Origin of the sequence: Streptomyces sp. KLMMK, from assembly GCF_036961605.1 — a bacterium.
GTDB lineage: Bacteria > Actinomycetota > Actinomycetes > Streptomycetales > Streptomycetaceae > Streptomyces > Streptomyces telluris.
Genome location: NZ_JBAMDC010000025.1, coordinates 1 through 13,013, shown reverse-complemented (window position 1 = coordinate 13,013; position 13,013 = coordinate 1). Strand labels below are relative to the sequence as shown.

At 70.3% G+C, this 13,013-nt stretch carries 13 protein-coding genes, 3 tRNA genes and 1 pseudogene; 3 read left to right on the top strand and 14 right to left on the bottom strand.

Features of this window, described 5'->3' with window-relative positions:
- Positions 1–109 precede the first annotated feature (109 nt).
- The 6 genes from V7793_RS07530 to V7793_RS07505 all read right to left on the bottom strand — a co-directional run bounded on the left by V7793_RS07530 (position 110) and on the right by V7793_RS07505 (position 4,066).
- Positions 110–1,057: a hypothetical protein gene (locus V7793_RS07530; protein ID WP_335582124.1), complete on the bottom strand. Its 948-nt coding sequence runs from the start codon at positions 1,055–1,057 to the stop codon at positions 110–112.
- Between the two features lie 176 nt (positions 1,058–1,233).
- Positions 1,234–1,950: a 50S ribosomal protein L1 gene (gene rplA / locus V7793_RS07525; protein ID WP_058046837.1), complete on the bottom strand. Its 717-nt coding sequence runs from the start codon at positions 1,948–1,950 to the stop codon at positions 1,234–1,236.
- Between the two features lie 80 nt (positions 1,951–2,030).
- Positions 2,031–2,465 (bottom strand): 50S ribosomal protein L11, encoded by a 435-nt coding sequence (gene rplK, locus V7793_RS07520; protein WP_058046838.1) that lies wholly within the window; start codon positions 2,463–2,465, stop codon positions 2,031–2,033.
- Between the two features lie 159 nt (positions 2,466–2,624).
- On the bottom strand, positions 2,625–3,512 hold the full coding sequence (gene nusG, locus V7793_RS07515) for a transcription termination/antitermination protein NusG (protein ID WP_335582123.1): 888 nt from the start codon (positions 3,510–3,512) through the stop codon (positions 2,625–2,627).
- 81 nt (positions 3,513–3,593) lie between these two features.
- The gene (gene secE, locus V7793_RS07510; protein ID WP_030368429.1) at positions 3,594–3,884 is read right to left on the bottom strand and encodes a preprotein translocase subunit SecE; all 291 of its coding nucleotides are present in this window, start codon (positions 3,882–3,884) and stop codon (positions 3,594–3,596) included.
- A gap of 109 nt (positions 3,885–3,993) precedes the next feature.
- Positions 3,994–4,066: transfer RNA gene (locus tag V7793_RS07505), tRNA-Trp, on the bottom strand.
- Between the two features lie 346 nt (positions 4,067–4,412).
- Here V7793_RS07505 and V7793_RS07500 point away from each other — a divergent pair.
- Both V7793_RS07500 and V7793_RS07495 read left to right on the top strand, forming a co-directional pair.
- Entirely contained in the window at positions 4,413–5,660 is a 1,248-nt protein-coding gene (locus V7793_RS07500) for a pyridoxal phosphate-dependent aminotransferase (protein ID WP_335582122.1), read from the top strand.
- 138 nt (positions 5,661–5,798) lie between these two features.
- Positions 5,799–6,842, top strand: coding sequence for an adenosine deaminase (locus V7793_RS07495; protein ID WP_335582121.1), 1,044 nt, complete (start codon positions 5,799–5,801; stop codon positions 6,840–6,842).
- A gap of 91 nt (positions 6,843–6,933) precedes the next feature.
- Here the strand turns inward: V7793_RS07495 and V7793_RS07490 are convergent, their stop codons facing one another.
- The 8 genes from V7793_RS07490 to V7793_RS07455 form a co-directional block, all read right to left on the bottom strand.
- On the bottom strand, positions 6,934–7,989 hold the full coding sequence (locus tag V7793_RS07490) for a UDP-N-acetylmuramate dehydrogenase (protein ID WP_335582120.1): 1,056 nt from the start codon (positions 7,987–7,989) through the stop codon (positions 6,934–6,936).
- A gap of 668 nt (positions 7,990–8,657) precedes the next feature.
- Positions 8,658–10,067 carry a DHA2 family efflux MFS transporter permease subunit gene (locus tag V7793_RS07485; protein WP_335582119.1) on the bottom strand — a complete coding sequence of 470 codons (1,410 nt, stop codon included), beginning with the start codon at positions 10,065–10,067 and terminating at the stop codon, positions 8,658–8,660.
- A gap of 74 nt (positions 10,068–10,141) precedes the next feature.
- The gene (locus tag V7793_RS07480; protein WP_335582118.1) at positions 10,142–10,675 is read right to left on the bottom strand and encodes a TetR/AcrR family transcriptional regulator; all 534 of its coding nucleotides are present in this window, start codon (positions 10,673–10,675) and stop codon (positions 10,142–10,144) included.
- A gap of 74 nt (positions 10,676–10,749) precedes the next feature.
- Complete coding sequence (locus tag V7793_RS07475) at positions 10,750–11,181, bottom strand: MaoC family dehydratase (protein ID WP_335582117.1); 432 nt, start codon at positions 11,179–11,181, stop codon at positions 10,750–10,752.
- Positions 11,181–11,633 (bottom strand): MaoC family dehydratase N-terminal domain-containing protein, encoded by a 453-nt coding sequence (locus tag V7793_RS07470; protein ID WP_335582116.1) that lies wholly within the window; start codon positions 11,631–11,633, stop codon positions 11,181–11,183. The genes V7793_RS07475 and V7793_RS07470 overlap by 1 nt, the downstream gene beginning before the upstream one ends.
- A 90-nt stretch (positions 11,634–11,723) precedes the next feature.
- Entirely contained in the window at positions 11,724–11,888 is a 165-nt protein-coding gene (rpmG, locus tag V7793_RS07465; protein WP_006604855.1) for a 50S ribosomal protein L33, read from the bottom strand.
- Positions 11,889–11,973: 85 nt separating this feature from the next.
- Positions 11,974–12,046 (bottom strand) — tRNA-Met (locus V7793_RS07460).
- 49 nt (positions 12,047–12,095) lie between these two features.
- Positions 12,096–12,168 (bottom strand) — tRNA-Thr (locus V7793_RS07455).
- 194 nt (positions 12,169–12,362) lie between these two features.
- Here V7793_RS07455 and V7793_RS07450 point away from each other — a divergent pair.
- Positions 12,363–13,013: pseudogene (locus tag V7793_RS07450) on the top strand (hydrolase); the annotation flags it as partial.

Below are 13,013 nucleotides of genomic sequence, written 5' to 3'. Positions count from 1 at the left end.
CTCTTTGCAGAGGCACAGCAACGACCAGCGGTCTTTGGCTTCTGGAAGAAGGTACGTGAACGGGGTGCCCGGAGGCAAATCGGCCTCCGGGCGGTGGTTTCCCCGCAGGTCAGGAGGACAGCGACGGGGTGTCGCCGGTCTCCTTCATCTTCTTGAGCTTCTCCAGCAGGTCGACGGTCTGCTCCGCCGGCGGCGCCTGGACGTCGGCCTTGGCGCCGAAGTCGGAGAGGTTCTGGGTGATCTCCATCCGGCCCTTGGCGGTGTCCATCTTCATGACCAGCTTCATGGGGAGGTCGTCGGAGTTCACCCAGACGTCCATGTCGTACTGCGTGATGCCGGCCTGCTTGATGGAGTCCAGCAGCTGCTGCCGGTCCTTCTCGTCGAGGCCCTCAAGGCTCTTGTTGGACTTCACGGCCTCGTCCGTGGTGAGCGTGCCCTTGTAGTGCCGGGCCTGCTCCCCCTCGACCGTCTCCTCGCCGACCAGCTTGACGTTGGGCGACTCCTTCAGCAGCGCCATCTGCTTGGCCGGGTCCTGGCTCTGGCCCTGCCCGCCGCCCATCAGCTGCTGGAGGGCCTTGGAGTCGCCGCCGGACTCCTTGGCCATCTCCGCGAGGTCGATCTTGAGCCAGCGCTTGCCGTCGTTCTTGGCGGCGGCCTCCGGGCCCACGTCCGTGTACGTGACGCTGCCGATCGTGATGGACCGGGCCTCGGCGGGAGCGCCGTCCTTGGCGGGCAGCCCGGCGCCGGTCATGCGCTGGTCCACGACGCTGGGGTCCCAGCCCATGACGCCGGAGGACTCCAGGGTCAGCGGCTGGTCGCCGAGACCCGGCATCTTCATGGTCATTTTGAACTTGGCCGACTTCACCGACTGCGTCTTCTTGAAGGCCGCGTTGACGGCCTCGGTCGCCAGCCCCGCCGCCGCCGGCTTCTCCGCCTTGGTGGAGGCCCCTGAGGCACCCCTGTCGTCCTTCTTGTCGCCCCCGCAGGCCGTGACGCCGGCCAGCAGGGCCACGGCCGTCACGGACAGGCCCAGGCGCTTCCAGGTGGACTCGTGCATGTCCTTGCCCCCCTCTGCTCAAAAGCGATCAATGTGAACGTTAGTTCACCTCACCGGCGGATACCCCGGTCAACCGCATCGAAGACGTCAAAAACGCGAGCAGGCCCCGCATCTCACATAAAGATGCGGGGCCTGCTCGTTCGCTTACGCGCAGAGGCGTCGTGATCCGGTCAGGATCAGACGGTCTCGTCCTCGACGAGGAGGTTGCGGGTGCGGTTCGGGTCCAGCGGGATGCCGGCGCCCATGGTGGTGGTCAGGGTCGCCTTCTTGATGTAGCGGCCCTTCGCGGCGGACGGCTTGAGGCGGGTGATCTCCTCGAGCGCCGCGGCGTAGTTCTCCACCAGCTTGGTCTCGTCGAAGGAGACCTTGCCGATGATGAAGTGCAGGTTCGAGTGCTTGTCGACGCGGAACTCGATCTTGCCGCCCTTGATGTCCGTGACAGCCTTCGCCACGTCCGGGGTGACCGTGCCGGTCTTCGGGTTCGGCATCAGACCACGCGGACCGAGCACGCGGCCGAGGCGGCCGACCTTGCCCATGAGGTCCGGGGTGGCGACGACGGCGTCGAAGTCCAGACGGCCCTTCGCGACCTCGTCGATGAGCTCGTCGGCGCCGACGATGTCGGCGCCCGCGGCACGCGCGGCCTCGGCACGGTCGCCGGTCGCGAAGACCAGGACCCGGGCGGTCTTACCGGTGCCGTGCGGAAGGTTCACGGTGCCGCGGACCATCTGGTCGGCCTTGCGCGGGTCGACGCCCAGACGCATGGCAACCTCGACGGTCGCGTCGAACTTGGTGGCGGAGGTGTCCTTCGCCAGGCGGACGGCCTCGAGCGGGGCGTACAGACGCTCCCGGTCGATCTTCGCGTCCACGTTGCGAAGAGTCTTGCTGCGCTTCACTGAAACTCCTCAGTGGTGATTGGAGTCGTGGTGCGGGCCAGCGCTGGCCCTTCCACGGGGTGCTGCCAGGGGGGTGGAGGTCAGCCCTCGACCGTGATGCCCATGGAACGGGCGGTGCCGGCGATGATCTTCGACGCGGCGTCCAGGTCGTTGGCGTTCAGGTCGGGCATCTTGGTCGTGGCGATCTCACGGACCTGCGCCTCGGTGATCTTGGCGACCTTGGTCTTGTGCGGCTCGCCCGAGCCCTTGTCCACGCCCGCGGCCTTGAGGATCAGCTTCGCGGCCGGCGGAGTCTTGGTCACGAAGGTGAAGGAACGGTCCTCGTAGACCGTGATCTCCACCGGCACGACCATGCCACGCTGCGACTCGGTCGCGGCGTTGTAGGCCTTGCAGAACTCCATGATGTTGACGCCGTGCTGGCCCAGCGCGGGGCCGACCGGCGGAGCCGGGTTCGCGGCACCGGCGCTGATCTGGAGCTTGATAAGCCCCGTGACCTTCTTCTTCTTGGGAGGCATTGCTCTCTCCGGGTCCTAGTGAGAGTTTTTTGCCCGCGCACAGTGCGCGCAGGCATACCGCACCACGATAACGGGTAACATGCTGCGGCCAAAAACCGAGCAGGTCAGACCCGCTTTATCAGCTGGTCTGACCTGTTCGGAAGCGTTTGATCAGAAGTGTCAGTTCTTCTGGATCTGGTCGAAGCTCAGCTCGACCGGGGTCTCGCGGCCGAAGATCTCGACGAGGCCCTTGACCTTCTTCGAGTCGGCGTTGATCTCGTTGATCGTGGCCTGCAGGGTCGCGAACGGACCGTCGGTGACGGTGACCGAGTCGCCCACCTCGAAGTCCAGCACCTGGACCTCGACCTTGCGCTGCGGCGCCGGCTTGCCCTCGGCCTCGGCGGCCTCGCGGGCGGCCTTCTCCTCGGCCTCCGGGGCGAGCATCTTGACGATCTCGTCCAGCGTCAGCGGGTAGGGGTCGTAGGCGTTGCCGACGAAGCCGGTGACACCCGGGGTGTTGCGGACGACGCCCCAGGACTCGTTCGTCAGGTCCATGCGCACCAGGACGTAGCCCGGGAGCTTGTTCTGGCGGACGGTGCGGCGGTCACCGTTCTTGATCTGGACGACCTCTTCCTGCGGCACCTCGGCCTGGAAGATGTAGTCCTCGACGTTCAGCGAGACGGCGCGCTGCTCGAGGTTGGTCTTCACGCGGTTCTCGTAACCGGCGTAGGTGTGGATGACGTACCACTCGCCGGGCAGGCCGCGGAGCTCTTCGCGCAGGGCCGTGATGGGGTCGACGGCGGGCTCTTCCTCGGCGGCCTCTTCGGCCTCTTCCTCGGTGGCCTCGTCGTCCTCGGCGTCCTCGTCGGACTCGACGTGGAGGGCGGCCTCTTCGGCCGGCTCGCCCGCAGCGGCTTCCTCGGCGTCGAGCTCGTCGGCGGCGTCGGCGCCCTCGACGATCTCCTGCGCGGTGTCGTCGCCCTCGACCTCTGCCGAGGCGGCGGCATCCACGTCGGCCTCTGCCGCCTCGACGGGCTCGACGGCGTCGTTCAGGTTCGGGTCAGACACGTGGCTGCTTCTTCCTGGCTACAAGGGGTGGAACGTGCGAAAGGGGCGGCCCGCCTCACGGCAGCCGCCCTACCCGCGGATTCAGCCGAAGACGTACTTGACGGCGTTGGTGAACCCATAGTCAATCACGGTGACCAGGCCAATGACGATGACGACAAAGACGATCACCACAGTGGTGTACGTCGACAGCTGACCCCGGGTGGGCCAGACGACCTTGCGGAGCTCGGCGACGATCTGGCGGTAGAACAGCGCGAGGCGGCCGAAGGGGCCCTTCTTCCCGCGCTTCCCGCCACGGCGGCCCTTCTTGGCGGCCACCTCGTCCTCGGGACGACCGCTCTCAGGCGTCGCGGTGGAGCCAAGGGCTTCCGTCACTACGTCCTCACCTGAATCCGGGTCGTGAGCCGTGCCGCGCCCGGTTGAGCCGCACGGCGGTGCATTTCAGTACGTACGCACGCACGCACCCTGGTGACGATGCGTGTAGCAGGGCCGAAGGGACTTGAACCCCCAACCGCTGGTTTTGGAGACCAGTGCTCTACCAATTGAGCTACGACCCTTTGTGGTTTCCCCAACGTACCGCATCCGAGCGTTCGCACGGTGTGTGCGGACCTCGATTGCGGCCGGTGAGGGCCAACGACGGTTGAGTGTACGTGTTCCTGGGGCGTGCGTCGAACAGCTTGTGCCGCGACGTGTGCCGCGAGGGGGCGGCAACGGGTCGCGAGGGGCTTCCGGAATGGGTTCCTCCGGGGCTTGGGAGTCGTACGCGGAGCCCTGCGAAGCCCCGTACCGGGCCCCGTGCCGGGCCCCGTGCCAGGCCTTGTGCCGGCCTTGTGCCGGGCCTTGCGTCAGGCCTTCTGCGGGACGTGGGCGCCCGCTTCGTCCCCCGTCTGCAACGATGCCCCCATGACCGCTGCGACTCCTTCCGAGCCCTCCCTCCAGTCCCCCACCGAGCGCCGGGTGTCGACCCGCATCGGGTCGATCTCCGAGTCCGCGACGCTCGCCGTCGACGCCAAGGCCAAGGCCCTCAAGGCCGCCGGCCGCCCGGTGATCGGCTTCGGTGCCGGCGAGCCCGACTTCCCGACCCCCGGCTACATCGTCGAGGCCGCGGTGGAGGCCTGCCGCGACCCGAAGAACCACCGCTACACGCCCGCCGGCGGCCTGCCCGAGCTGAAGGCCGCCATCGCCGCCAAGACGCTGCGCGACTCCGGCTACCAGGTCGAGGCCTCGCAGGTACTGGTCACCAACGGCGGCAAGCAGGCCATCTACGAGGCCTTCGCCGCGATCCTCGACCCGGGCGACGAGGTCATCGTCCCGGCGCCGTACTGGACCACCTACCCCGAGTCCATCCGGCTGGCCGGAGGCGTCCCGGTCGACGTCGTGGCCGACGAGACCACCGGCTACCGCGTCTCGGTGGAGCAGCTGGAGGCCGCCCGCACCGAGCGCACGAAGGTGCTGCTCTTCGTCTCCCCGTCGAACCCGACCGGCGCCGTCTACTCGCGCGAGCAGGTGGAGGCCGTCGGCCGCTGGGCCGCGGAGCACGGGCTGTGGGTGCTGACGGACGAGATCTACGAGCACCTGGTCTACGGCGACGCCGAGTTCTCGTCGCTGCCGGTCGTGGTGCCGGAGCTCCGCGACAAGTGCATCGTCGTCAACGGCGTCGCCAAGACGTACGCCATGACCGGCTGGCGGGTCGGGTGGGTCATCGCCCCGCAGGACGTGATCAAGGCCGCGACGAACCTGCAGTCGCACGCCACCTCGAATGTGTCCAACGTCGCACAGCGCGCCGCGATCGCCGCGGTCGCGGGCGACCTGTCCGCCGTCGACGAGATGAAGGTCGCCTTCGACCGGCGCCGCCGCACGATCGTGCGCATGCTCAACGAGATCGAAGGCGTCTACTGCCCGGAGCCGGAGGGCGCGTTCTACGCCTACCCGTCGGTGAAGGCCCTGCTCGGCAAGGAGATCCGCGGCAAGCGCCCCGCCACGTCCGTGGAGCTCGCCGCGCTGATCCTGGAAGAGGTCGAGGTCGCGGTGGTGCCGGGCGAGGCCTTCGGCACTCCGGGGTACCTGCGGCTGTCCTACGCGCTGGGCGACGAGGACCTCGTCGAGGGCGTCTCGCGGATCCAGAAGCTGCTGGCGGAGGCGCGCGCCTGAGCGCGGCTTCAGCGAGCTTCGTGACGGGCTCCCGGCTTGTGCCGGGGGCCCGTATTCGTTTTCGGGGCAGCGCCCGTTAAGGGGCCCGCCGGGGCAAACTCCCTTCCGGTTGGCCTGTGCATGCGGCAGGATCTGCGAATGGAGAGTGTTCGCGCCCGCGGCGAAGCCGCAACCAGAGACCTGCGGCTGCTGCCGAAAGCCCATCTGCACCTGCACTTCACCGGGTCCATGCGGCCCGGCACCATGCTGGAACTCGCCGACAAGTACGGGGTTCACCTCCCCGAGGCGCTGAGCAGCGGCGAGCCCCCGAAGCTGCGGGCGACGGACGAGCGCGGCTGGTTCCGCTTCCAGCGGCTGTACGACATCGCGCGGTCGTGCCTCCGGGCGCCGGAGGACATCCAGCGGCTCGTGCGGGAGGCCGCGGAGGAGGACGTCCGCGACGGGTCCCGGTGGCTGGAGATCCAGGTCGATCCGACGTCCTACGCGCCGCGGCTGGGCGGGCTCATCCCCGCCCTGGAGATCATCCTCGACGCGGTCGAGACGGCGTCCAAGGAGACCGGCCTGGGGATGCGGGTCCTCGTCGCCGCCAACCGCATGAAGCACCCGCTGGACGCGCGGACGCTCGCCCGGCTCGCCGTGCGGTACGCCGACCGGGGCGTGGTCGGGTTCGGGCTCTCCAACGACGAGCGGCGCGGCCTCGCGCGCGACTTCGACCGCGCCTTCGAGATCGCCCGTGAGGGCGGTCTGCTGGCCGCGCCGCACGGCGGCGAGCTCTCGGGCCCGAGCAGCGTGCGGGACTGCCTGGACGACCTGCACGCCTCCCGCGTGGGGCACGGCGTCCGGGCCGCCGAGGACCCCCGCCTGATGCGGAAGCTCGCGGAGCGGGGAGTGACGTGCGAGGTGTGCCCCTCGTCGAACGTCGCCCTCGGCGTCTACGAGAAGCCGGGCGACGTGCCGCTGCGCACCCTGTGGGACGCCGGCGTCCCGATAGCTCTCGGCGCGGACGACCCCCTGCTCTTCGGCTCGCGGCTCGCCGCGCAGTACGAGCTGGTGCGGGAGCACCACGGCTTCACCGACGCGGAGCTGGCGGAGCTGGCGCGGCAGTCGGTACGGGGGTCGGCTGCGCCGGAGGGTGTGCGGGCGGAGTTGCTGCGGGGGATCGACGGCTGGCTTGCCGGCTGAGCGCTCTTACCTGGCTGGTCGCTCTTACCTGGCTGGCCGCTCTTACCCGGCTGGCCGCTCTTGCCCGGCTGGCCGCCCCGGCTGAGCGCTCTTACAGGGCCACGCCGACCGTGACCGGCTCGTTCACCAGGGTCACCCCGAACGCCTCGTGGACACCGGCACGGACCTCGCGGGCGAGGGCGAGGAGATCCTCCGTCGTGGCCTCGCCACGGTTCGTGAGCGCCAGCGTGTGCTTCGTGCTGATGCGCGCCGCGCCCGACCCGTACCCCTTCGTGAAGCCCGCCTTGTCGATCAGCCAGGCCGCCGAGGTCTTCATGAAGCCCTCCCCCGCCGGGTACGCCGGAGGCGCCACGTCCGGGCCGAGCCGGTCCGCGACGCGGGTCAGGAACGCCGCGTGCTCCGCCTCGGTGAGGATCGGGTTGCAGAAGAACGACCCGGCCGACCACGTGTCGTGGTCCTCGGGGTCGAGCACCATGCCCTTGCCCGCGCGCAGCTTGAGGACCGTCTCGCGGGCCTGCTCCGCGGGGACGCGGTCGCCGGCCTCGACGCCGAGGGCGCGGGCGGTCTCCGGGTAGCGGATGGGGGCGGACATGCCGTCCGCGTCCTCCAGCTCGAAGCGGACGCGGAGGACGACGTAGCGGGCGGGGTCCTGCTTGAAGCGGCTGTGGCGGTAGGAGAAGGCGCACTCGGCGTTGGTGAGGGTCACCGTCTCGCCGGTGCGGCGGTCGTAGGCGACGACCTCGGTGATCGTCTGGGCGACGTCCTGGCCGTAGGCGCCGACGTTCTGGATGGGGGTGGCACCAGCGGAGCCGGGGATTCCGGCGAGGCATTCGATGCCGGCGAGGCCGGCTTCGACGGTGCGGGCGACGGCGTCGGACCAGTTCTCGCCGGCGGCCAGTTCGAGGCCGGTGCCGGTGAGGGTGAAACCGGTGGTCGCGATGCGCAGGGCGGTGCCCTCGAAGCCCTTGTCGGAGATGACGAGGTTGCTGCCGCCGCCGATGATCAGCAGCGGGGTGGCGGTCTCGTCGGCCTCGCGGACGGCGGCGATCACCTCGGCGTCGGTGGTGGCCGTGATCAGGCGGGTGGCCGGGCCGCCGAGCCTGAAGGTGGTCAGGGGGGCGAGGGGGGCGTCGTGTCGTTCCTGCACCAGACCAGGGTACGGGTGGGTCGGGCGCGGTGGTCCGGGGCCGGGGGCCGGGGGCTCCGGGGGTGTTTCGGAATCGGATATTTACGGGCGGAACCGTCCGCCGCACCGGGCACCCCGCGCGCCGCCCACAAATATCCGGCAGCATTCCGAAACACCCCCTGCGCCCCCGTCCCCCTCCGTGGACGGTCCCCCTCCCCGGCCCCTTCCGCAGGCGGGGACTCCTGCCTTCCCCGCCCCGTCCCTCTCCGTGGACGGTCCTCTCCGGTGGATAGTCCCCTCCAGTGGGCGGTCCCTTCCCGTGGACGGTCCTCTCCGGTGGGTGGTCCCCTCCCGCCGCCGGTACCCCTGCAGTAGGCGGTGGCTCCTGCTTTTCCCGTCGTCCCCCTACACAGACGGTCCCCTCCCGTCGATGGTCCCTCCCGCCGCCGGTGCCCCTGCCGTAGACGGTCCCTCTCCCCCGGCCCCTTCCGCAGGCAGTGGCTCCTCCCTTATCCCGTCCCCCCTCCGTCACACGGTGGCCGCCGCCCTCCCCCGCAAGCGGCGGCGGCTGCCCTTCCCTGCCCCTGGGAGGCGGTGGCTGCTGCCCGCCGGGTTTCCGGTGCAGCGCCTCTGCCATTCCCTGACGGGTGGGTGGGTGGGACCGGCCGCGCAGCGGCGGGGGTGGTGCGTCAGGGCGTGCCGACTAGGTCGGCGGGCTGGGTCCCGGCCCGGGAGGGCGCGCCGCGGTGCGAGGGGATCAGGGTCGCCGCCAGCGCCCCGAGCGCCACCGCCGCCGCGCCGGCCCAGAGCGCAGGGGTCAGGCCGTCCAGGAAGCGCTGGGGCGACCCGTAGCCGCCCCGGGCGGAGAAGAGGGAGGCGAGGACGGCGATGCCCAGCGCCCCGCCCACCTCCCGCAGAGCGTTGTTCGCACCGGAGGCCATGCCCTGCTCCGCCGGGCGGACGCCGGACATGACGAGCTTCGCGGCGGGGGCGAAGAACAGGCCCATGCCGATGCCGCTGAGGATCAGTCCGGGGAGCTGGGCCGCGTAGGAGACGTCCGGGCTCATGACCAGGGCGAAGTGGGCGAGGCCGAGGGCCTGGAGGGCCAGGGCGGTGACGACGACGGGGCGGCTGCCGATGCGGTCGGCGAGGTAGCCGGAGAGCGGCGCCGCGATGATGGGCATGCCGGTCCAGGGGAGCATGCGCAGCCCGGCCTCGGTGGGCGAGTAGCCGAGCACGTTCTGGAGGAACTGGCTGAGCAGGAAGATCGAGCCGAACATGCCCAGGAACATGAAGACGCTCGCGGCGTTCACGCCGGCGAAGGCGCGGTTCTTGAAGAGGCGCATGGGGAGCATGGGCCGCTCGGCGCGGAGGCCGTGGCCGATGAAGCCTCCTATGAGGACGCCTCCCGCGACGAGGGCGGTCAGGACCCGGGGGCTCGTCCAGCCGTGCGCGTCGGCGTTGATCAGGCCGTAGACGACGCCGAAGAGGCCGCCGCTGACGAGCAGCGTGCCGGGGAGGTCCAGGCGGGCGTTCTCGGCGCGCGACTCGTCCAGGCGGAGGCGGGCCAGCGGGATGAGGGCCAGGCCCAGCGGGACGTTGAGCCAGAAGATCCACTGCCAGGAGACGTGCTCGGTGAGCGTGCCGCCGATGAGCGGGCCGCCGGCGACGGCCAGGCCGTCCACGGCCCCCTTGATGCCGTAGGCCAGGCCCCGGCGGTCGGCGGGGACGGCCGCAGTGAGGAGCGTGAGCGTCAGCGGCATGGTGATGGCGGCGCCCACGCCCTGGACGGCCCGGGCGGCGATCAGGGCCTCGATGCCGGGCGCGAGGGCGGCCGCGGCGGAGGCGGCCGTGAAGATCACCAGGCCGGTGACGAAGAGCTTGCGGCGGCCGAAGCGGTCGCCCAGGGCCGCGCCGAACATCAGCAGGACCGCGAAGGTCAGCGTGTAGGCGTTGACGGTCCATTCCAGGTCTTCCAGCGCCCCGCCGAGGTCCTTGCGGATCGACGGGAGGGCCGTGGTGACGACCAGGTTGTCCAGGGCCGCCATGAAGCCGGCCGCGCCGGTGATGATCAGGGCCCAGATTGCTTTGGGTTGCATGCTCTCCCCCGTGTTAATTAGTAATTGGTCACTAACTTTGATGGCCATGAGGAGACGCGGGTCTCCCGCGTCCCCTAGAAGCCGCTCCACACCCGGTGACCCGGCGGGAACCCCAGGGACACCAGCGTGTTGATCAGCATCCCCTTGGCCAGGAACCTCGTCGTCTCCTTCGGGTCCCCGCCGAGCGCCAGGTTCGCCCCGTCCCACAGCTCCAGCCACGCCGCCCGGATGGCGCTCCCGAACTCGTGGTCCCCCGCCGCCTCGGCCGAGGCCACCGCGACGTAGATCTGCATCTGCATCTGCAGCTTCTCGGGGTCCTCGGCGATGAGGTGGTCGTAGGCGGCGGCCATGGCCTGCAGCACCCCGCGGGGCGGCGCGCCCTCGACCGCCTTCCGGAAGACCTCCCCGGTCTCCTCCAGGCAGCGGTGGGCCGCCGCCAGGAAGATCGCCTCCTTGGTCGGGAAGAGCCGGAACAGATACGGCTGCGAGACGCCCACGCGGCGCGCGATCGACTCCGTGGACGTGCCCTTGTAGCCGGCGCGCGCGAACTCCGTGATTGCGGCGCGGATCACACTCTCGCGGCGCTCCTCCGCGCTCATCCTGACCATGGGTCATAAGTTAGTGGTCACTTACTTCGGATGTCAAAGAGGGAGGGCGCCGCTCGTTCGCGGCGCCCCCGGCGTCAGGCGAGGCGTACGACCGCTCGCGACATCCCCAGGACCTTCTTGCCCTCGCTCTTGACCACCAGGTCCACCCGGACCGTCCGGTGCTCGTCGTCCTTGGCCGCGACCTTGGCCGTGACCTCGATCACCGCGCCCGTGTCGTCGTCCGGCACGACCACCGGGCGGGTGAAGCGCACGCCGTACTCGGCGACGGCGCCCGGGTCGCCCACCCAGTCGGTGACGACGCGGCCTGCCTCGGCCATGGTGAACATGCCGTGCGCGATCACGTCCGGCAGGCCCACCTCCTTGGCGAACTTCTCGTTCCAGTGGATCGGGTTGAAGTCGCCCGAGGCGCCCGCGTAGCGGACCAGGTCCGCGCGCGTCACCGGGAAGGAGCGGGCCGGCAGCTCGGTGCCGATCTCGACCTCGTCGTAGGAGATACGGGCAGCCATCACGCCTCCTCGGCCGCGCGGGCCACCAGCGTCGTGTGCGCGGTCACCACGTGCTCGCCGTGCTCGTCCTGGACGTCGCCGCGGACCGACAGGACGTCGTTGCCCGCCAGGGACTTGATCGACTCGATCGTGGAGACGACCGAGAGGCGGTCACCGGCCCGCACGGGGCGGGCGTAGGCGAACTTCTGGTCGCCGTGCACGACGCGCGAGTAGTCCAGGCCCAGCTGCGGGTCGTTCACGACCGCGCCGGCGGCCCGGTACGTGATGGAGAAGACAAAAGTCGGCGGGGCGATCACATCCGGGTGCCCCAGCGCCTTGGCGGCCTCGGGGTCGGTGTACACCGGATTGGTGTCGCCGATGGCCTCGGCGAATTCGCGGATCTTCTCCCGGCCGACCTCGTACGGTTCGGTGGCCGGATAGGTCCGCCCTACGAAGGACTGGTCGAGCGCCATGGGCTCGGCACCTCCTGGGTGGTTACGGTGGCGGATACGCCACGAGGCCGCCCCCAAGGAATGGGGACGGCCTCATGAACGAGCCTGTTGTTATCGCGTCTCGCGGTGCGCGGTGTGCGAGTTGCAACGGGGGCAGTGCTTCTTCATCTCAAGACGGTCCGGGTCGTTACGCCGGTTCTTCTTGGTGATGTAGTTCCGCTCCTTGCACTCCACGCAGGCCAGCGTGATCTTCGGGCGGACGTCGGTGGCAGCCACGTGAGTGCTCCTTGACGGAATGGACGGATGAACGCAGACAAGAGTAGCCGACCGGAGGACCGACCCCACAATCGGCTACTACGTGTAGCGGTGACCGGACTTGAACCGGTGACACAGCGATTATGAGCCGCTTGCTCTACCGACTGAGCTACACCGCTTTGATGTGGGAGGGATCCCCGCCCGAAGGCGGGGAACCTCTCACACCAGAGCCCCAAAACGGAATCGAACCGTTGACCTTCTCCTTACCATGGAGACGCTCTGCCGACTGAGCTATTGGGGCGAGCGAGGAAGACATTACACGGTTGGCCGCCGAAGGTGAAATCCGTATCCGGCGGGTGCCCGCGACGGCGCCACGGAAGCCTTCCCGCACCACATCAGTACGACTATTCGTCGCTTGCTCGAAGCCGTTCCTGACGCGCCCTACGCTCGGACGTGCTGCGTGATCATGCACGCCCCGGCCCCCGGAGGAGCGCGATGCCCGACAGCCAGCCGCAGCCCCCGGCGAACCCCGGCGGCGATGCCACCCCTCCCGCCGTCGTGCCCGGCGACGGGGCCCTCGTCCTCTGCGGCGCCCGGCTCGCCGACGGCCGCACCGTGGACGTGCGGCTGAGCGGCGGGCACATCGAGGCGGTGGGCACCGCCGGGAGCCTGGCGCCCGGCCCGCGCGTGGACCTCAGCGGCTATCTGCTGCTGCCCGCGCCCGCCGAACCGCACGGGCACGGCGCCACCGCGCTCACCGCCGAGGCGGACGGCCCCGTCTCGTACGCCGCCGAGGACGTCCAGCGCCGCGCCACCGAGGCCGCGCTGCTCCAGCTCGGGCACGGGGCCACCGCCCTGCGCTGCCACGTGCGGATCGGCGACGTGCAGGGGCTGCGCTCGCTGGAGGCCGTCCTGCAGGCCCGGCGGGCGCTGCGCGGGCTGACCGACCTCACCGCCGTCGCCGTGCCCCGGCTGCTGACCGGGGCCGCGGGGGCCGACGGGCTGGCCCTGCTGCGGGACGCCGTGAAGATGGGCGCCGCCGTGGGCGGCTGTCCCGACCTCGACCCCGACCCCACCGGCTTCGCCGAGACCGCCCTCGACCTCGCCGCCGAGTACGGCTGCCCGGTCGACCTGCACACCGACGGC